This window comes from Spiroplasma endosymbiont of Villa modesta (assembly GCF_964030925.1).
Lineage (GTDB): Bacteria > Bacillota_I > Bacilli_A > Mycoplasmatales > VBWQ01 > Spiroplasma_E.
Genome location: NZ_OZ034992.1, coordinates 803,064 through 823,092 on the forward strand (window position 1 = coordinate 803,064; position 20,029 = coordinate 823,092).

Here is a 20,029-nt window from a genome sequence, read left to right on the forward strand (position 1 = left end):
TTAAACTATTTTTTCAAAAAATATTTATTTCTATATTCAATAACACTAAATAGTTTTAAAACAATTTTATTGACAATTAATTAAATTTAATTACGGAATATGTCCTATATATAATTAGAGTGTGTCATTAAATAAAATATTTTATGTAATAAAGATTATTTTTAAATAAAAACTAATTTGTATTATGTAAATATTTTTTTATTAAATAGTTAAATTTAAAAAAGTAAGTATTTATTTACAATATTTAATTAGTTAATAAACTTTTTATAAATTTAATGTATTATTAACTTGTATAAAATATTGAATCCAAAAAATCAAATAAAAAAAGTAAAATGGGAAATATGAGAAATTTATAAGGATAGAGTCCAAAGGAGAATTAAGTTATGAAAAAATTATTAACAACATTAAGTTTTTTTAACAGTTGCAACAACCACAGGAAATTTAACGAATTTCTTAAACTCAACTATACAAAAAAATAATATTACAACTAACTATATTCAAAATAAAACTCAACAAGATACAATTTACATTGATGAAGATGGAAAAGAACAAACAACTAATGCACATGATTTATTACTTATAAAAACTAAAGAAGTTATTCAAATTGGATTTATAAAAATGAACAAGAGCAGGTTCAGGTAGTTAGAATGCCAGTAACAGTTGAGAAAGTACCTAATCAATTACCACCAGAAATCACATCTTTAAAAAATATGTTTTCTAGTGCTTTTGGTTTTACTGAAAAATTTAATCAAGATATTTCATCTTGAAATACTTCAAATGTAAAAGATATGAGTTATATGTTTTATGGTGCTATGTTATTTAATCAAGATCTTTCAAACTGAGATACTTCAAAAGTAACAAATATGTCATGTATGTTTCAAGGTGCACAGCAATTTAATCAAGATATTTCATCTTGAATTACTTCAAATGTAAAAGATATGAGTAGTATGTTTTCTAGTGCTATATCTTTTAATCAAAATATTGGAAAATGAGATACTTCTAATGTAACAAATATGTCAGCTATGTTTGAAGGTGCAAAGCAATTTAATCAAAATATTGGAAAATGAGATACTTCAAAAGTAAAATCTATGGGTTTTATGTTTAGCAATGTTTTTGATTGATTTTCAATATTTAATCAAAATATATCAGAATGAAATGTATCTAATGTAGAAGATATGAGTTATATGTTTTATAATGCTAAAGATTTTAATCAAGATCTTTCAAAATGAAATGTAGAAAAAGTAACAGAACATAAAAATTTTAGTGTTAATTCAGGAATTGATAATCCTAACAAATTACCAAAATTTAAAAATTAATTCATTAAAATTTGTTATATAATTTCTTGTTAGTTATAAGTAATTTTTTCTTTGATTAATATATTATAAAGCGTGTTATATGAAACTTTTATTTTTTTCATTAATTATTTTTTTAAAAAATGTTGAAAATTTAAATTATAAATTTGTATTTCTCTTTTACTTTTGGAAAATTTTACTTGATAACTAATAGGAAGTTGTCACTAAATAATGATAAATTTTAAAAAATGTTTTCATTTATTTTTTTGATGTTATAATTATTCACATTAACTAAAAATAGTACTTAAAAACTTTAATGAGTGTTTGCTCATTATAGTTTTTTTTATTTTTAGTTAATTTTAATAAAAGTAAGGCATTTGTTTATTTTTAGTTTAAAGTTTACAATTAGAAAATTCGAGAATATATAGATAGGATGAGAAAGTAAATGCCAAAAAAAATCAAAATAGAGGAAGACAAAAAACTTTAATGGACATATTCCGTAATTAAATTTAATTAATTGTCAATAAAATTGTTTTAAAACTATTTAGTGTTATTGAATATAGAAATAAATATTTTTTGAAAAAATAGTTTAAAAAATGAGTTTACATTTTAAACAAAAAATTGTTAATAATATTTTTATATTAACTCGATAAAAATTTAAATTTTAAAAAAATATTTTTAATATTTTTTTTATTTTAATGGTTTTATTTTATTAAAAATTTCACAAAGTAAGTTAAATCTTAAGTACATAAGTCTAAATTTAGATTTTCTACATTTATTTACTAAAATTTTGAATCTTTTCAATCAAGCAAAGACATGTTCAACTTTAATTCTAATTTTAGATACAATCTTATTGTATTTTCTTTCTTGTTTAGTTAATTTTTTATTTTTAGTTCTTTTAATTGGTATTATTGTATTTTTATAAATATTTTGTATACCTTGATATCCTAAATCACCAATAATTATTGTTTTTTCTGAAAATTCAAGATTTGAATTTTTTAATATTTGAAAATCATGCACTTTACCATTATCAGCAAAAATATCAACAATTTTTTTATTAAAAAAATCATATACAATTTGAAATTTTATAGAATACATTCAACTTTTACCAGAAAAATATTCTAACTGTAGTTTTTTTTAGTTGGTCTTTCAATTTCAATCTCAGTTGAATCAATTAAATAAAATTAAAATTCATTTGAATTTTCTTGTTTTTTATCAATTTTTAATTTATATCTTTCTTTTAAAAATTGGTAATCTTTGTGGTTACTAAGTTTATTTTCTACTCAAGTAATATTTCGAAAACAACTTGATGGGCTCATTTTAGATTTAATACTCATTTGAAAAAAAGTATAATATTCTTTTCAGTATAATAAAGTCATCATTAATCTTTCTACTACTGAAAGTTTATTTTTTCGACCTTTATTTTTTTCTAATTTTTCTATTTCAATTAATTTTTCTAACATTTCATTAAAATGAAAACGTTTTATACCAAAATATCTGTAAAATTCTTCATTTTTTAATTTTTTTAAATTTTCAAAAATCATTTTTATCAACACTTTTCTAAATTTATTGTTAATAACAAAATTATAAAATAAATTTTAAAATTATTAATTGACTTTTAAAAAATTTAATTACGGAATATGTCTAATAAATAGTCCAAGTATTACTGAAATGCAAAATTTAAAACTAATAGAATTAGAATTAAAAGAATTAGAAAAAGAAAAAGAAGAAAGTACTATTAATGAAGAAAAAAAATATTCATATTCCTTATCAAAATTTAGTTGAGGAAATTACTAATTTTAATGATTTAGCAACTGAGATTACTATTAATACTATTAAACAAAAGGGTTAGATTGAAGAAAAAGAGAAATAGAATTAAAAGCAAAAATTGATTCTTTACGTACCCAATCATTTAATATTTTTGGTGTTTATAATGTTTGACTAATTCAAGAAGTATTAAATAAAGAACCACATTGATGAAATCGTTTTACTAATGCCAGAGAACAATGAAAACAGCTTACAAGTAAAATAAATAATATAACAAAAGAAGAATTTATAGTTAGAAATTTATGTAGTAATAGTATTGGTGATGTTGAACAAACAGAATTGAGAAGAAAACAATTGAGAAAACAATTTAAAAATATTAGTTTTGGACATTTTAGTAGAGAAAAATATTATTTATTATTTCAAGATTGAAATACCATTATAAATAAATTACAAAATGAATGCGATCAATTAAGTCAAGAAAAAACGGAAATGATACTTTTTTAATAAAGACGGTGGGTAATGCCAACAATAATATTAGCAATAATAAAGTATTAGAAATAATTAAAGAAGTTTTTCCTTTGTCAAAAACTGAAATTTCATTAGAAAATAATAAAGCAGAAGAAATACAAGTAAGTGATGAAGAAAATTTAAAAAAACAACTTGCAGAAGAAAATCAAAAAAGTAAAGAAACAATGGAAACAAAAAAAGATGAAATAATTAAAAAAACTAGATCTTTAAAGAAAACAAATAAAGAACTAAATACTAGTATAGATATTTGAAGTCAAAGATTAAAAAAATTAAAAAAACAATTTAATGATTATGAAAATAAGCATGGAATGAGTTTAAAACTTAAAGAAATAAATATTAGAATAATAACATTAGAAGCAAAATTAACTGCACTTTTAGAAAAAAAATCAATTTAAAATAAAATGATATCGTGAATTACCTTCTAAGTTTGAAGTAGGAGAATATGTTATTAATGAAAATGATTTAGAAAATGATTTAGAAAATGCAAAAAAATAGGAATCCCAATGTTATATGAAAAAGATCTTAAGCAATTATTAGAAAAATATAAAATTACAATTAAAAATAAAAAATATAAAATTGATAATGATAATGGTAGTATTGTTGTTGCTGGTGTCAAGAAATTTGAATTAAAATTAGGAAATTATGGTGGTAGTTTTGAAATTCCTACTTTATTGCAAATTCCTAGTTTTTCTCAAAATGGTAATAGCAATATTCTAGTGAGTGGTAATAATACTGTTAATGGTAATCAATCAGGATCATTATCAGAAAGTGGTGATGTTACTGATGGTAGTTCATCATTTAGTAATTATTCACGATCATTATCAGAAAGTGGTGGTACTACTGATAGTGAACATGATAATGATGATAAAGAAACTTTATCAATATTTACTAGTTCAGAAACTTGTAATAATGGTATGTTAGATCAGACAATGTTAGAAACTAAAAATAATGTAGGTTCTTCTTTATAAATAAATTAAAAAGAATGAGTTTTAATTAATTTTAATTAAACTCATTCTTTTAACTTTTTTTCTTTTTAATATTTTATAAAATATAGTCTATAAAATATCTTTATGAATAGTATTTTTTACATTAGATTGATTATCAATTATTACCCATTCATCTTCTTTGTTTATTTCTGATTTAGCATCATTTAGCATATCATATTGTTCTTCAACATTTATTTCTGATTTAGCATCATTTAGCATATCATATTGTTCTTCAACATTTATTTCTGATTTAGCATCATTTAGCATATCATATTGTTCTTCAACATTTTTGCTATTGTTATTATCTAAAATTATTTGATTAATTTTAGTTGCATCATCTAATATCATATTATATTCACATTTACTTATATTACTTGATTGATTTGTTAGATTCTTTGAGTTTAATGTAGTTTTCTTTTCATCATTTTTTTGTATTACTTTTATATTTAATTCTTGTTTTTTATTTTTGTAAAAATTTCATGAATAGTAACCAATTCCACCAGCAAGACATACTAGTCCCACTGTAAGAGGATTATTTGGAAGTATTGATTGTAATAAATTAGAAAGTATTTCAGAATTAATTTCGCTCTCATTTGTGTTTAAAAATTTCATTTTTATGTTCCTTTCAAATCAAAATAAAAACCTATTTATTTACAAAAATAAATAGGATAAAAACTTATATTAAATTTTTACTAAATAAATATAGCATAATTTATATATTAATTGTTAATAAGTTATTTAAAATTTTTATAAAAAAGCATATATCCAAAAAAATATTGACTTTCGCGTTAAAGTTATATATATTAAAAAATAGTATTTGAATAAAGCTAATAAATTATATATAGAGGAAGATATAAGATGCCATCAAAATTAGTAATCATGGAATCTCCAGTTAAAAGTAAAGCAGTACAATCATATTTAGGTAATGATTATTTAGTGTTATCTTCGGATGGACACATTCGTAATTTAGCAATTAAAGGTCAATATGGTTTGGGAATTGATTTAGAAACTTTTGAACCAATTTACAAAATTGATCGCAAAAAAATGCCAAAGGTAAAAGAATTAAAAAGTAAATTAAAAAGTATTACTCATGTTTATCTAGCAACCGATCATGATCGTGAAGGAGAAGCAATTGCTTATCATTTAGATCAAGTATTAGCAACAAGTAATATATCATCACGAATAACTTTTAATGAAATTACTAAAGATGCAATTTTAACAGCATTTAAATCTCCACATAGTATTGATTTACCATTAGTTCGTAGTCAAGAAGCAAGAAGAATGGTTGATCGTATCATTGGTTTTCGCTTAAGTAATCTATTACAAAAGAAGATCGGTTCACGTAGTGCAGGGAGAGTACAATCAGTAGCATTAAAATTAATAGCAACAAGAGAACGCGAAATTATTAATTTTATTAGTAAAGAATTTTGAACAATTAATAGTACTTATCAAAAAAAAATAATATTAAATTGTGAAAAATATAAAGAAGAACTGTTAGTTATTAATAATGAACAAGAAGCAGTTGCTATTAAAAATGCATTAAGTGATAGTTATCAAGTAATTTCTGTTACTGAACAAAATCGTAAGCGTAATTCATTAAATCCATTTACTACTAGTAGTTTATTACAAGCAGCATCAACACAATTAAATTTTAGTACTGCTAAAACAACGCTTATTGCTCAGCAATTGTATGAAGGAATTGATGTTAATGGAACACTTACTGGATTTATTAGTTATCCTCGTACTGATTCAATACGTTTAAATGATAAATTTATTGAAAATGCCAAAACATTAATTGTTAATGAATATGGTGAACAATATCTTGGGCAGAAGAAAGAACAGACTAATAAAAAAAATGTGCAAGATGCTCATGAAGCAATCAGACCAACTGATTTAACAATGAATAATAAACGTGCTATTGATTTTTTAAATAAAGATCAATTAAAACTTTATAATTTAATTTATTTTCGTGCCCTTAGTTCATTAATGGCACCAGCACAATTAATTAGTACTACTGTTTTATTTAAAAATAATGATTATCAATTTCGTTTAACAGGACAACAAATCAAGTTTAAAGGATTTTTAATGCTTGATGTAGAAAGTCTTGAAAATGAAGAACTTTTAGTTTTACCAAAATTTGAAAAAAATCAAATTATTAAAGTTGAGTCAGTAAATTTACAGCAACACTTTACTAAACCAAAACCAAGATACACAGAAGCTAAATTAATTAAAACATTAGAAGAACTAGGAATTGGTCGACCATCGACTTATAATCCAATTATGAACACTATTAAAGAACGCGGTTATGTTATTATTGAAAATAAGTCTTTTAAAGCTACTGAGAAAGGTCTTTTAACTAATGATAAACTTCAAGAGTTTTTTTATGATATTATTAATGAGACATATACTTCACAAGTTGAAACTCAATTAGATCAAATTGCTCATGGTAATTTTGATATGCATCAAGTGGTAAAAGACTTTTGAGTTAAGTTTGAACCAAGGATTGATGATGCTTTTGATAAAATGACTGAGTTTAAAATTAAACCGGTTTTATTAGATCAAGATTGTCCACTTTGTGGTGCCCCACTTGTGCAAAGAACAGGAAGATATGGTAAATTTAACGGTTGTTCAGCATTTCCAAAATGTCGATATATTCAAAAACAATTAGAAAAAATTAAACCTTGTTTAGTATGTACAGATGGTTGAATGGTTGTTAAATCTTCAAAACAAAATCGAAAATTTTTAGGGTGTACTAATTATCCAAATTGTAAACATGTTGAAAAGTATCAAGAAGTAACTTCTGATAAAGAAGTAAAGTAGGTGAAACGCATGTTAAAAGATTATATATTATTAATAGATAAACCTTCATTTATGACATCACAAGATTGTCTTGTTGTTATTAAAAAACGTTTGAAATTAAATAAAATTGGTCATACAGGTACGTTAGATCCTTTAGCAACAGGACTAATGGTAGTACTTGTGAATGAAGCAACCAAAATTAGTGATTTTATTTTAAAAAGTGATAAAGTTTACATTGCAAAAATGCAACTATTTTTAAAAACCGACACCGGCGATATTACTGGTAAAATTATTGAATCAAAACCACATCTTGATTTAAAAGAATCAGAAATTGTTAAAGCACTTGAATTTTATAATAATCGTCAATATGAGCAAATAATTCCTGCTTATGCAGCAGTTAAAATTAATGGTAAAAAACTTTATGAATATGCTCGTGAGAATATTCCTGTTGAATTACCAAAACGTAAGGTTTATATTAAATCTTTAAAATTAATTAGTTTTAATAATGATTTAGTTACTTTTGAAGTAGTATGTTCAAAAGGAACTTATGTTCGAGCTTTGGTTACTGACATTGCTAGAATTTTACATACATCAGCAACTTTAACTTATTTGAGAAGAATTCATCAATCGGGTTTTGATTTAAGTAATGCCCTAAATTTAGATGTTATTAATGAAGAAACAGTTAGTAAAAATCATATTAGTATTTATGATGGTGTTAAAAATATTATGCCAGCGATTGTTGTTGATAATAGTAAAAGTGTTATTGATGGTAAACCTTTAGTTATTGATAGCACTAATGAGCCATATGTTTTAGTTGTTAATTATGAACATTTGCCATTAGCTATTTATCGTAATCAAAAAAATAATTTATACGTAAGCCAACGAGGTTTTAAATGTAATGAAGATATTAAAATTGAAAAATCTAAATATTCAAAATCAAAAATTGATGTCTAAACCAATTATTGCTTGTTGAGGTTTTTTTGATGGTATTCATCAAGGTCATCAAACCCTATTTAAACAATTATTAGTTAATTCAACAATAAATAATTATCAAACATGTATTATTAGTTTTGATAGAAAACCACAAAGTGTAATTAGTAATAAAAATAATGAGGTTTTATTAAGTAATGAAGATAAAATTAAAACAATTGCTAAATATAATTTTGATTATTATTGGGAAATTAAGTTTAGTAAAGAAATAGCAACACTTTCACCAGAGCAATTTATTTCGTGATTATTGGCAAATAATGTTAAAGCGGTAGTTGTTAATCCAAATATTAGGTTTGGTTATCAAGGGCAAGGTAATATTAAAACATTACAACAATCTTCATTACAAGTTTATCTTTGTAATGATATTATTGTTAATAATAACAAAGTTTCTTCAACTTATATTAAACAACTTTTACAAAATAAAGATATTAGTAGTGCTAATCTTTGTTTACAACAAGAGCCATATACAATTAGTGGTAAAGTAGTTCATGGTATTAAAGAGGCTAGAATGATTAATTTTCCAACTGCTAATTTATCGTTATTAACAAACTATGCATTACCGGGTCTTGCTACTTATATTACGCTTACTGAAGTAGATAATAAATGATATCAAAGTATGACAGTAATTATGTTACGTAATAATAAGCCGTTAGTTGAAACTTACTTATTAAACTTTAATCAAGATTTATATGGAAAAATCATTAAAGTTAGATTTTTAGATTTTCTTCGTGATAATTTAAAGTTTACTAATTTAGATGATTTAAAAAAACAAGTGGATAAAGACTTAATAGAAACAATTAAATATTTTGCTAATTCTAGTAGTAAATTATTAAAGCCATAATAATTGTGATATTCTTTATATTTACAATAATTATTAACATTATAAATACTATTTATTAAAAACTATTTCCAATAAAATTTAATTTTATTGTATATGCTAATGAAAAATAAAAAAGAAAAAAGGGAGTAAATAAATAATGAAATATTGAGTAAAAGAATTTATAAATCAAATAAAAGATAATAATGAAATTTGCGCAAACTGTGATTATAAAGAAAATTTACAAAAAAATATTACTTCAAATGATAATTGTCAAATTGTAAATGATGAAAGAATGCCATTGTTACAAGAACACGCTTCAAATAATAAATGTATAGTTATTGAAATAGAATCAAACATTTCAGCTGTTAATAATATAGTAGAAATAAATTTACAAGGAAAACAAATTGAACAAAAAAAACAGACTACTAATAAATTACCTAATTATGGTTCAATTTGTTAAGAAGTTAAAACTACATAATCAGACTTAAAATGATGAATTATTTAAATAACTTATTTTAATAGATTAGTTAATTTACTTTCACTAATTTCTTTATATATGTTTAAATTAGTTTGTTCGTATAAATAACAAGCTCAATAATATCAAATTAAATTTTGATAATTCATTCATTTTTTAGCAATAATTATTTGTTCATTATTTAAATTAAAACAATTAAATCAAGTATTAATTTCGGTTTCAGAAGTTAAACTTTCAGAAGCAAAAGAGGCAATATCAAATAATTCGTCGTTTCAACAAGCAAAATCTCAATCAATTAAATATCAACAATTATTTTTTTTAACAAAATTATTTAATGTTAAATCATTATGAGATAAAACAATTGTTGTTGGTTGATAAGTAGCAATTCATTTGATTACCTCACTGGTTATTTTTTCTAAGCAAGGATTACTAGTAGTTAAATTACAGTATAAATTAAGTTGTTCTAAACCTTTTCAAGTTTTAATTAATGATTTATTATCAAATTTAATATTATGTAGTTGTTTTACCAATGATGAAATTTGTTCTAATATTTGTTTATTAATTATTTGTTCGCTTAAATTAATTAAATTATGATAATATGGCATTAAGGTTAATAGTTTATTATTATTAATATTGACTTCATTAATAGGTAATGTAAATTTTTTTGATTTAATTAATTTAATAACATTAATTTGATTTGTAAAATTCAAAAAAGGTTGCAAAATATCTTTAGATTGTTTTAAAAAAAAATGTTTATTTACTAAAAATAAGTCATTGGTTAAACCTTTTGTTTTTAATAGTTCTAATTGATATGGTGGTTTAATAGTTTTAAATTTCAAAATGACACCTCTATTTTGCTTGTATTGTCTGTAATAAAATTATACAATTTATTAAATAAAAAATATTGAAAGTAAGTGATAGTATGTTAAAAAAAGGTTATATTCATATTTATAAAGGTGAAGGAAGAGGTAAAACCTCAATTCTTAATGGTATGGTAATTAGAGCATTGGGTAATAATCTTAATGTTAGTTACTTACGTTTTTTAAAACAAAATACTAAACTTAAAATTGAAAGTTTTTATGAATCTTCGCAAAAATTTTTTTGAGAAATGGATGAAGAAGAAAAAAATAAATTGAAACAAGAAACTAATTATGGTCTTACTAGATTAAAACTGTTAAGTCAAAGTGATAATACTGATCTTATTGTTGTTGATGAAATTTTAGGGTGTATTCAAAATAATTTGATTAAAGAACAAGACTTAATTGAAATTTTAAAAAATAAAAAATCACATATTGAAATTGCATTATCTGGTAGATATGCATCTTTTGCCTTAGAGCAATGTGCTAATTTAATTAGTGAAGTTAAATCAATTAAACATTATTTTGAAAAAGGTCAAATTGCTCGTGAAGGGATTGATTATTAATGACTGCTAAAACCTTATGGTTTGCATCTAATAATATCGGTAAAATTAATGAATTAAAGAGTATCTTACAGACAAAGGGATATAATGTCAAATCAATGTTAGATCTTAATTCTCCTCTTGAAATTAATGAAACAGGTACATCATTTATTGAAAATGCAATTTTAAAAGCAACAACACTTGCAAAATTAGTGAATGGTCCTGTAATTGCTGATGATTCAGGGTTAGAAATATTAGCTTTAAATAATTTTCCTGGTATTAACTCAGCACGATGAAAGGGAGAAATGTCCTATCATGATGCAATGTTAGACATTTTAGAACAAATGGAAGGTGAAACTAATCGTGCAGCAGTATTTATTTCTGCTATTGCTTATGTTGATTTTGATCATAAGATTACTAAAACATTTATTGGTAAACTTGAAGGTGAAATCACTACTGAGATAAAAGGTAATGATGGTTTTGGTTACGATCAAATATTTTATGTTCCAGTAGTACATGCTACTTTAGGTGAATTGTCATTGGCAGATAAAAATAAAATTTCTCATCGTAATTCAGCAATTCAGCAATTATTAACATTTTTACAAGAACAAAATTAGATAGTTAAAATGAAAAATAAAAAGGATGGTTTAATTCTTTTTTACAGTTTTTCTTTTTTAAAGATTGAATTTTGTTTAGAAACTATTTTAAATAATAGTTTAAGTAAAATAGATAAATTAAAAAAAAATAGTAAAGATACTATGTTAGTTATATCATTTTAGTAATAGTTTACTTGTTTATTTTTTAATGATTTTATTAAAAAATGAAAGAATGGTTTATATAAAAAAATAACGCAAAATGAAGTTGATTTATTACAAGAAGTAGTTGTTATTGGATTTCCTAGAACATATAATACTTTTGGTAATACTGAACTTTAATATTAAAACATAGTATTAGTTATGATAGTTTTTTAATATTCAAGAAATAAATGAAAATGGTAAACGAGATTTTACTATTAATAGTGGTCAAAAATTTAATTTTATATCAATATAATTTGTTTAAAAATTAATTTTTAAAAAGCTTGTAACTTTTAAGTTACAAGCTTTTTTTACATTTTTGGTAAATTTGGTTTAAATTCACTTGTTGTTGATTGAGTTTGCAAATCCATAGTGTTAATCTTTGTGATTACTTGTTTTGGTCAAAATACTTCTTTTTGTTCTTTTGTAAAGTATTCAATTTGTTCTTGTGTAAATGCTTGTATTTGTTCGCTTGTGAAACTTTGCATTTGTATAGGTGTAAATGATTGTATTTGTTCACTTGTGAAACTTTGCATTTGCTCTTTTGTAAAAGCAGAGATTTGTCAAAATGTAAATTGTTCAATTTGATGCACCATTAATGCTTGAATTTGTTCAGGTAAAAATGATTGTATTTGTTGAATTGTAAAACTTTGTATTTGTTCTGCTGTAAGTTCTTTAATTTGTCAATTTGTTAATCATTTTATTTGTTTTGGTGATAATCTTTGTATTTGTTCTGTTGTTAGTGTTGAGACTAATATATTTGTGCTTCTTTTTTTATGTCTGTTTTTAATTTTAGTTGTTGTTAATGGTGTTGTTATTTGTTGTCTTAACTTTTTTCCTCATTCTTGTGATTTTAAAAAAATTTGATATGTTTGTTCAACTTTATTTTTGTGTTCTTGAATAGAATTTTTTCAAGTAATATTTTTTTATATTAGTAGGATCTGTACTGTTAGTATTAAAAGTTACCAATTCACTGGTATTATTAATAAGTAAATCATTCATTTTAGATACCTCTTTTTAACTATAAAACTCATTACTTTTTTTAAAGTAATGAGTTAGAAGTGTTTAGAATTATTGTTATTTGGTGGTTGGCCCTTAATTACTGGACCATTTTTGATATAAAATTCTAAATTTTAATTTGTAAAATTGGTGGTTTTAGAAATTTAGAATGTATTCTTTCATAATTATAAAACATAACATATTGATTTACATCATTTATAGCTTCATTGATGGATAAATATTGATTTGATCCTTTAGGTAGTCATTCTTGAGATAAATGAGAAAATCAGTTTTCAGATAATACATTACCACCAATATCATAAGGTTGTTTTTTGCTTAAAATTATTTGTTTATCCTCTGCTCATTTTGTGATATCCTGACAATAAAATTCGTTGGCGTTATCTGAATGTAAAATAACATTTTTTACTTGATTTCAAGAAAATTGTTTGTTGATTTTTTCAAGAGCAGGAAGAATTAAATCCTGATATGATTTATTAGGAGCAATATTATAACTAACAACATTATTTGAATAAAAATCAATAATTACAAAAAGATATAATCATCCTTCTTTAGTATTTATTTGTTTAGTGTCCATTGATCAAATTTGATTTGAAGAGGTTGTACTTTTATAATCTTTGTTTACTTTATCCATTGTAGGTATTCACTTATTTGGATTTTTTTTGTTTTTAGGATAGTTATTTTTAGTTTGTTTTAATCCTTGAATATTGTGTTCTTTCATAATTTTTCGCATTTGTTTTATTGATAATTCTATATTTAAAATGATATTTTTTTCTTGTTTTAATCACTCTTTAAAAGCTGAAAAAATTCTTAAATATCCATAAATTCTGCCTTTTCTTGTAGAATGAAATTCGATTAAAAGTTGGCATATTTTTTGATATTTATGATTGCATTTAATAATATGATTTTCTTCTTTTTTAATAGGTTTTTGTTTATTTTTTAAAAAGTAATATGTTGATCTGTTTAATTGAAGATATTGACATAGGTTTCTAATTGAATATTGATTTTTACAATCATCAATAATTTTAATTTTTTCTTTGATATTTAATTTGTTAATTACTAATGCTATTTGTTTAATTTTATCCATTAATAAAAATCCTTTCAGGTTAAAATTAGTGTTAATTATATAACACAATTGTTTTTAGAATACATTCAGGTTTTTTAAATTAATGGTCTAGTAAAAAGGGCTAAGTGGCTTTTTACTAAATCTGCTTATCTACTAAAATTTTAGCACCTTATAAATAAAATACAATAAAAAATAAACACGTATCTTAGTTATATCAATTTATAAAAAATGGAATAATCAATATTAAGAAATAAAAAAGTAAAAGAAGATAATTATATATCTTCTTTTAAAAATTATATAGTTTTTTAGCAGCAGTTTTTAATAGATTACCTGTGATTAAAGCTGTTAGTTGATCAAAAAACTGATTTGGACTATCAATAGTTCCTCATTCTTGACCAACAGTTATTAGTTTACCTTTATTAACAATAAAAACAATTGGTAAAGCTTTAAATGCTCTTTCTTTATCAACAGGATTTTGAATTTCCTTGACACCTGAATCAGCAACAGGTGCTGAACTATTATCAGAAATTTTATGGTCAAGTAGTCAATGATAAATTTGTTGTTGTCAACTAATTTTTTTATCATTTCAAAATTGGTTAACAATATCACTACTAGGGTTGGCATAAGGAGATTTTTCATAAATTTTAATATCAATAGTCCCATTAGTAGTAACACTGTTTATTTCAGTTTTCTTTTCTGTTAATCAGTTATCTCATTTACTTGGTACATTATTATTTTTGATTTGCATTGTGTGTAAACCGTCAATAATTTGCTTAGAAAGTGGATTATCAGCAGCACCAAGTATGCCAAAAAAAGCATGCCCACTATTAACATCACTAATAAATTCTTGATATTTTGAATCATCTGTACAAGCACTAACTTGTAAACTAGTTGTTGTGCCTATTATTAAGGCTGCTATTAGTCCAAATTTTTTACGCATTTATTTTCATCACCTTCAATATAATATCATAAAGTTATATGAGTAATAAATTAATAATTAAATATAACGTACTAAGTATACTATGTTATAATCTTAATAACAATATAAAAATCAAAAGGAGTAGTTTTTTTTCTATATGGACAGTAATTGGTATATTTATTTAATAATATTGCTAGTTTTATTATTTTTAAGTGGTTTTTATTCATCTGCTGAAACATCATTAACTTCTTTAAATGTTATAAGAATTAAATCTATTGGTAAATTACGTAGTAAGAAAAGTCGTCGTGCTAATATTGTATTTAAGTTAGTTAAAAATTATAATGTAACTTTAACAACAATTTTACTTGGCAACACAGTAATTAATGTTGGAATTGGTACTTTAAGTACCATATTATTTATTGATTCTTTTCATGTTTCTCCTACTTATGGTCCTTTAATATCAACTTTAGTTTCAGCAATTGTTGTTTTAATTATTGGTGAAATTATACCTAAAAGTGTTGCAAAATTACATCCCGAGACAATAGCTTTAAATTATGCATATATTTTGTATATTCTTAATATTATTTTTTATCCAATAACTTTTATTGTTACTTTATTTCAATTTAAAAGTAAAAAACCAACAAGTTCTGAACAAGAACTTATTGAATTGATTTCAATAATTGAAAGAGAAGGAGTTCTTGAAAAAGCAGAACGTGATTTAATTGAATCTGCAATTAAATTTGATGAAAAATCAGTTTTTCAAGCTATGCTTCCCAAAAGTAAAATTAAATATATTTATGATGATACGCCACCTAAAGTTATTAAACATTTATATTTAGAAGAAAAATATAGTAGAATTCCTGTTTTAGATCATGTTAATCAAAATGTAATTGGTATTTTAAATATTAAAGAATTTATTATTAATATGTTAGAAAATGAAAATCCAGATTTATTACAATTAATGTTACCAGCAATTTTTATTTCTAAGCGTACTAAGTTAAATGAAGCATTGGAAATTTTACAAACCGAAAGAATGCATATGGCTATTGTCTGCAATAATAAAGATAAAAAAGATTTTAATGGTATTATTACACTTGAAGATATTCTTGAAGAATTAGTTGGTGAAATTTATGATGAAACTGATGAAATTGGATTGATACAAGAAATAGGAACACATAAGTTTCGTGTTGATGGTTCTTCAAAACTTGAAGTATTATTTAAACGTTATTTAAAAAGAAAACCTCCAAATTATAATAAACAAACTGTCCAAGAATGATATATGTTCAAAACAAAAGTAAAGAAAGTAAGGAAAAATAGTCCACTTTTAAAATTTCGAAATTTTTCATTTAAAGTTATAAAGGTTCGCAAAGAATTTGCTGTTTTTGAAGTTGAAATTTTTACTAATAAAAAAATTAAAAATAAATGAGAATAGTTAGTGCAGGATTTTTATTTAAATGCTACAATGTAAAATCATAATTATAATTATGATATGAAGGGGAGGTTAATTATGAAAAAAGGTATTAAATTAGTAACTATGATTGCAGCATTAAATCTTGTAACAGTTAATGGTTTAATGTTAACGTTTTCTCCAGACAGTGATCATTATGTCTATTTAAATAAGCATGATGCTAATGCTAGTTTATTAAAATGAAAACTTTCACCAGAAGATGCAAAGATGGTAAAAAAATATGAATATAAAATCCATCAAATGGCAAGTAAAGAAAGTATTGATGAATTTAATAACTTGTATGATAATAATAAAAGTGATGTAATTTGAAGTAATTATGATAGTTTACAATATGATTTAACTCATACTAAAATTGGTGGTAAAACCATTGATGTTAATTGAGTTGAAATGTATAAAAAAGCTGGTTTAAATAATGAACAATTACAATTAGCAGAGCAACAACAATTACGTTTTTATAATATTTTTGCTAAAGTTTTTCATAAAAACACTGTTATTAAACTAATTCAAAAAGTAGCACCAGTTGCTGTAAGTGATAGCACAGTAGCATGAACTGCTTTTAATTCAGAAGCTGATAATCAACGTATGGGTTATGGTCCTGAATTTGCAAATATTAATTTAATTGATCAACAATTTCAAGAGGGATTTTGATCTTCAGATCAAATAATTAGTGTTACAACTCACGAATATGGTCATGCTTTAAGTAATTTTATTGGTTTAAGTGCTGATGAAAGAAATTCATTTAATGCTAATTGAAAGTGACCAGATAGCAGTTATAGTGATGTTAATACTAATATGACATCAGTTTCTCATAAACTAACTGTTAACAATGATAACAAACAAATTTATGATCGTACTTGATATTTAATTGATTATTTAGGTCAACAAGCAAAATTAACTAATATTAAGCAAAAATTATTATTTGGTTTAATAACAGTTAATAGTAATTATGGTCGTAGTGCCTGATTTAATGGTAAATATAATATAAATCTTGATGATGAATTTTTTGTCGAAAGTTTTGCTAGATGAATTTTAACACCTCAGAATCAGCGTGATTGAGGATGAGAATTAGAAAATAGTTTTTTCTTACATTATTTACCAACGGTTTTATAACATTTTACTAGTTAAAAAGGAGAAATAATTCTCCTTTTTTATTATTTGGCATAATAAATTTAAGTAAAAGAATTGAGGAAAGTAGGTAATTTTATGTTTGGCAAAAATATCCATGATCATGAATCACAGCAAAATAGTTGTTTAAAATGTCAGTATGAAAAACTTTTTAAAACAGGTAAAATATTATTTGATGAATGAGATAAACAACCACCAGCACCTGCTCAATTACTTAAAATAAAAAAGCAATTAAATGAATTAAAAATTAAAATTGAAGAACAAAAAAATGATTCGGAATTAAAGTTTTGTGCCAATCACCCAGAAATTTTTGACTTCTTGCCTTTAGAAGTTTTATAGTTTTTTGTATTAATAGTATTAAAATATTTATATTTAGTAGAAGTTTAATATAATTAATGTCCTATTGTTTTGAAAAATAAAACAATAGGTTTTTTATTTTAGTATATTAAATTTATAAAAAACTTTTTTAAATAAAAACCTATTTACTTTAAAAATAAAGTAAATAGGTTAAAAACTTATATTAATGTTTAAAAACTATATCATATTACAAATATAGAAATAATAGTTAATATATTTTCATTTCCATTAAATATAAATTTCACTTTCTTCATAAAGATTTAATAATTTTGATAAATGATCACCAACGCCACCCTCATCATTAGTTTTAGTAGTAATATCATTGGCAATACTTTTAATAACAATATTACCATTTTTCATTGCTACACCATAGCCAACTTCCATCAACATTTCTTTATCATTAATTTCATCACCATAAGCAATAACATCTCTAATATCAACATTATAATATTGAGCCAAAATGCGAGCTGTCATTCCTTTATCAATAAATTTACTTGAAATTTCAAAGATTAGTTTATTATTATCATAACGATTTCAAGTATTTACCTTAATTGAGTTTGAATATTTTTCCAAGTCACGATATACTTGATCAAGATTAGTATTTTCTTTAAATTCAATTAAAATGGCATTAGCGCTCCCTTTTCAATCACGAATTAATTTACTAATTGTAAAAGTATCATTTTCAATAGTATCTAAATGAAAATAAGTTTCAAAGAAATCATCTTTTTTTCAACATACTGCTTTGTTGTAATATTCAATAACCGCGTTTTCAATTTGTTGAAAAATATAGTCTTCATTTAAAATATGTTTAACAATTGTTTCAGAAATTGGAAAAACTAATCGTTTGAATTTTTTGATTTTTGGATCATGAATATGGCCACCATTAAAATTGCATAGTAATGTATTAAGACCTAATTCACGATAAAATTTAATTGATCCACGATAAGGTCGACCAGTGACAATACAAACAATATGACCTTGTTTTTGAGCATCAATTAGTGCTTTTTTAGTATTAATATGAATTTCTCGTCCACCACTTTTTAATAGAGTACCATCTAAATCAACTAGGATTAAATGTTTTTGTTTTTTATTGTATAAAGACATTGTCTCTTCCTCCTATCTTTCTTTCTCGATAAAATTAATACCCATTGTGTCTTGAACAAAGTTTAATTTTTTAGTAGCAATATTATTAGCAAAATTTGCACCTTCTTCTAAATATTTTGCTAATTGTGATGATTTTTCATTAATAAATTCTTGGTGTTTTTTTTGCATTGGTTCTAATAAATCATTTATTACTTTAATTACTTCTTCTTTTAAAAAACCATAATTGTGATTGCTGAAATATTGTTCACAAGTTTTGATATCTTTTTTAGTAATGCTAGCATAAATAGTTAATAAATTACTAACTCCAGGCTTATGTTCTGGATCAAATTTAATAATATTTTCTGAATCAGTAACTGCTTTTTTAATTTTATTGGTAACTTCTTGTTTGCTATCGCTTAAAAAAATAGTATTTTTTAGATTAGTATCAGATTTTGACATTTTTTTTTCAGGTTCTTGTAAACTCATAATTTTCTGTGCTTGTTTATCAATAATTATTTTAGGAATTTTGAATAAATCAGTTTTATAATTGTTATTCATTCTTGTTGCTAAAGTTTTTGTCAATTCTAAATGTTGAGTTTGATCAACACCAACTGGCACAAAATCAGCGTCATATAGTAAAATATCAGCAGCCATTAATGCTGGATATGTAAGAATACCTGTTGGAATACTAATCGTTTTATTTTGTTGATTTGTCATTTTTTGACTTTTATCTTTAAATTGTGTCATTCGTTCTAATTCACCGACATAACTATTACATAATAATATATATCCTAATTGACTATGGGCTAAAACATCAGATTGAATAAAAATATGAGATTTATTTGGTATAATACCAGCAGCAAAATATCAAGCGGCAATATCTTTAATATTATCTCTTAATTCTTGTGCTTTTATTGGTAGTGTTAATCCATGTAAATTTGCAACAAATATTAAGAGTTCATGTTCGTCTTGCAATTTTAAAAAATTATTAATTGCTCCCAAGTAGTTACCAAGAGTTAATTTTCCAGTGCTAGTTATTCCAGATATAATACGAGTCATATATTTTGTTTCCTCCAAATTAATTTTTTAATATAATTAATTATCAATGATAAAGTTAAATAATTCAATTAATTATATTAAAATT

Annotated in this window: 22 protein-coding genes; 13 read left to right on the plus strand and 9 right to left on the minus strand. The window is 23.2% G+C overall.

Going from position 1 to position 20,029, the window contains the following annotated elements; translation table 4 throughout:
* The first annotated feature begins 647 nt into the window (after nucleotides 1-647).
* Nucleotides 648-1,316, plus strand: coding sequence for a BspA family leucine-rich repeat surface protein (locus AAHM89_RS05190; RefSeq protein WP_342267153.1), 669 nt, complete (start codon nucleotides 648-650; stop codon nucleotides 1,314-1,316).
* 666 nt (nucleotides 1,317-1,982) lie between these two features.
* Here AAHM89_RS05190 and AAHM89_RS05195 read toward each other — a convergent pair.
* Both AAHM89_RS05195 and AAHM89_RS05200 read right to left on the minus strand, forming a co-directional pair.
* Nucleotides 1,983-2,390, minus strand: coding sequence for a transposase family protein (locus AAHM89_RS05195; RefSeq protein WP_339045908.1), 408 nt, complete (start codon nucleotides 2,388-2,390; stop codon nucleotides 1,983-1,985).
* An 86-nt stretch (nucleotides 2,391-2,476) separates the two neighbouring features.
* Nucleotides 2,477-2,836: a transposase family protein gene (locus AAHM89_RS05200; RefSeq protein ID WP_342267154.1), complete on the minus strand. Its 360-nt coding sequence runs from the start codon at nucleotides 2,834-2,836 to the stop codon at nucleotides 2,477-2,479.
* Between the two features lie 681 nt (nucleotides 2,837-3,517).
* On the opposite strand from AAHM89_RS05200, the gene AAHM89_RS05205 reads away from it, so the two are divergent.
* On the plus strand, nucleotides 3,518-3,982 hold the full coding sequence (locus tag AAHM89_RS05205) for a hypothetical protein (RefSeq protein ID WP_342267155.1): 465 nt from the start codon (nucleotides 3,518-3,520) through the stop codon (nucleotides 3,980-3,982).
* 108 nt (nucleotides 3,983-4,090) lie between these two features.
* Nucleotides 4,091-4,555: a hypothetical protein gene (locus tag AAHM89_RS05210; protein WP_342267156.1), complete on the plus strand. Its 465-nt coding sequence runs from the start codon at nucleotides 4,091-4,093 to the stop codon at nucleotides 4,553-4,555.
* An 87-nt stretch (nucleotides 4,556-4,642) separates the two neighbouring features.
* On the opposite strand, the gene AAHM89_RS05215 is transcribed toward AAHM89_RS05210, so the two are convergent.
* Nucleotides 4,643-5,185, minus strand: coding sequence for a hypothetical protein (locus AAHM89_RS05215; protein WP_342267157.1), 543 nt, complete (start codon nucleotides 5,183-5,185; stop codon nucleotides 4,643-4,645).
* Between the two features lie 246 nt (nucleotides 5,186-5,431).
* Between AAHM89_RS05215 and topA the strand changes: the two genes are divergently transcribed.
* The 4 genes from topA to AAHM89_RS05235 all read left to right on the plus strand — a co-directional run bounded on the left by topA (nucleotide 5,432) and on the right by AAHM89_RS05235 (nucleotide 9,642).
* Nucleotides 5,432-7,393 carry a type I DNA topoisomerase gene (gene topA / locus AAHM89_RS05220; RefSeq protein WP_342267158.1) on the plus strand — a complete coding sequence of 654 codons (1,962 nt, stop codon included), beginning with the start codon at nucleotides 5,432-5,434 and terminating at the stop codon, nucleotides 7,391-7,393.
* Nucleotides 7,394-7,402: 9 nt separating this feature from the next.
* A complete protein-coding gene (gene truB / locus AAHM89_RS05225) occupies nucleotides 7,403-8,326 on the plus strand; it encodes a tRNA pseudouridine(55) synthase TruB (RefSeq protein WP_342267159.1) in 924 nt (307 codons plus the stop codon).
* Nucleotides 8,271-9,203: a riboflavin biosynthesis protein RibF gene (gene ribF, locus AAHM89_RS05230; protein ID WP_342267160.1), complete on the plus strand. Its 933-nt coding sequence runs from the start codon at nucleotides 8,271-8,273 to the stop codon at nucleotides 9,201-9,203. The genes truB and ribF overlap by 56 nt, the downstream gene beginning before the upstream one ends.
* Nucleotides 9,204-9,339: 136 nt before the next feature.
* Complete coding sequence (locus AAHM89_RS05235) at nucleotides 9,340-9,642, plus strand: hypothetical protein (protein WP_252320869.1); 303 nt, start codon at nucleotides 9,340-9,342, stop codon at nucleotides 9,640-9,642.
* Nucleotides 9,643-9,692: 50 nt separating this feature from the next.
* Here AAHM89_RS05235 and AAHM89_RS05240 read toward each other — a convergent pair whose 3' ends face one another.
* On the minus strand, nucleotides 9,693-10,496 hold the full coding sequence (locus tag AAHM89_RS05240) for a phosphotransferase (protein WP_252320871.1): 804 nt from the start codon (nucleotides 10,494-10,496) through the stop codon (nucleotides 9,693-9,695).
* A gap of 83 nt (nucleotides 10,497-10,579) precedes the next feature.
* On the opposite strand from AAHM89_RS05240, the gene AAHM89_RS05245 reads away from it, so the two are divergent.
* The 3 genes from AAHM89_RS05245 to AAHM89_RS05255 are packed head-to-tail and all read left to right on the plus strand — an operon-like array spanning nucleotide 10,580 to nucleotide 11,835.
* A complete protein-coding gene (locus tag AAHM89_RS05245) occupies nucleotides 10,580-11,080 on the plus strand; it encodes a cob(I)yrinic acid a,c-diamide adenosyltransferase (RefSeq protein ID WP_342267161.1) in 501 nt (166 codons plus the stop codon).
* Nucleotides 11,080-11,673 carry an RdgB/HAM1 family non-canonical purine NTP pyrophosphatase gene (gene rdgB / locus AAHM89_RS05250; protein WP_342267162.1) on the plus strand — a complete coding sequence of 198 codons (594 nt, stop codon included), beginning with the start codon at nucleotides 11,080-11,082 and terminating at the stop codon, nucleotides 11,671-11,673. Before AAHM89_RS05245 ends, rdgB begins: the two co-directional genes overlap by 1 nt.
* Before the next feature lie 9 nt (nucleotides 11,674-11,682).
* Complete coding sequence (locus tag AAHM89_RS05255; protein ID WP_342267163.1) at nucleotides 11,683-11,835, plus strand: hypothetical protein; 153 nt, start codon at nucleotides 11,683-11,685, stop codon at nucleotides 11,833-11,835.
* 326 nt (nucleotides 11,836-12,161) lie between these two features.
* Here AAHM89_RS05255 and AAHM89_RS05260 read toward each other — a convergent pair whose 3' ends face one another.
* The 3 genes from AAHM89_RS05260 to AAHM89_RS05270 all read right to left on the minus strand — a co-directional run bounded on the left by AAHM89_RS05260 (nucleotide 12,162) and on the right by AAHM89_RS05270 (nucleotide 14,873).
* A complete protein-coding gene (locus AAHM89_RS05260) occupies nucleotides 12,162-12,386 on the minus strand; it encodes a hypothetical protein (RefSeq protein ID WP_342267164.1) in 225 nt (74 codons plus the stop codon).
* A gap of 590 nt (nucleotides 12,387-12,976) precedes the next feature.
* The gene (locus AAHM89_RS05265; protein ID WP_342265776.1) at nucleotides 12,977-13,954 is read right to left on the minus strand and encodes an IS3 family transposase; all 978 of its coding nucleotides are present in this window, start codon (nucleotides 13,952-13,954) and stop codon (nucleotides 12,977-12,979) included.
* Nucleotides 13,955-14,219: 265 nt separating this feature from the next.
* Entirely contained in the window at nucleotides 14,220-14,873 is a 654-nt protein-coding gene (locus tag AAHM89_RS05270) for a hypothetical protein (RefSeq protein ID WP_342267165.1), read from the minus strand.
* A 136-nt stretch (nucleotides 14,874-15,009) separates the two neighbouring features.
* On the opposite strand from AAHM89_RS05270, the gene AAHM89_RS05275 reads away from it, so the two are divergent.
* The 3 genes from AAHM89_RS05275 (at nucleotide 15,010) to AAHM89_RS05285 (ending at nucleotide 17,784) form a co-directional block, all read left to right on the plus strand.
* Nucleotides 15,010-16,284: a hemolysin family protein gene (locus tag AAHM89_RS05275; RefSeq protein WP_342267166.1), complete on the plus strand. Its 1,275-nt coding sequence runs from the start codon at nucleotides 15,010-15,012 to the stop codon at nucleotides 16,282-16,284.
* A 75-nt stretch (nucleotides 16,285-16,359) separates the two neighbouring features.
* Nucleotides 16,360-17,430 (plus strand): hypothetical protein, encoded by a 1,071-nt coding sequence (locus AAHM89_RS05280; protein WP_342267167.1) that lies wholly within the window; start codon nucleotides 16,360-16,362, stop codon nucleotides 17,428-17,430.
* Between the two features lie 93 nt (nucleotides 17,431-17,523).
* Nucleotides 17,524-17,784, plus strand: a complete 261-nt coding sequence (locus AAHM89_RS05285; RefSeq protein ID WP_338959160.1) for a hypothetical protein — start codon at nucleotides 17,524-17,526, stop codon at nucleotides 17,782-17,784.
* 246 nt (nucleotides 17,785-18,030) lie between these two features.
* On the opposite strand, the gene AAHM89_RS05290 is transcribed toward AAHM89_RS05285, so the two are convergent.
* Complete coding sequence (locus AAHM89_RS05290; protein ID WP_174481248.1) at nucleotides 18,031-18,906, minus strand: Cof-type HAD-IIB family hydrolase; 876 nt, start codon at nucleotides 18,904-18,906, stop codon at nucleotides 18,031-18,033.
* Between the two features lie 12 nt (nucleotides 18,907-18,918).
* Nucleotides 18,919-19,944, minus strand: coding sequence for a tryptophan--tRNA ligase (gene trpS / locus AAHM89_RS05295; protein ID WP_342267168.1), 1,026 nt, complete (start codon nucleotides 19,942-19,944; stop codon nucleotides 18,919-18,921).
* Nucleotides 19,945-20,029 lie beyond the last annotated feature (85 nt).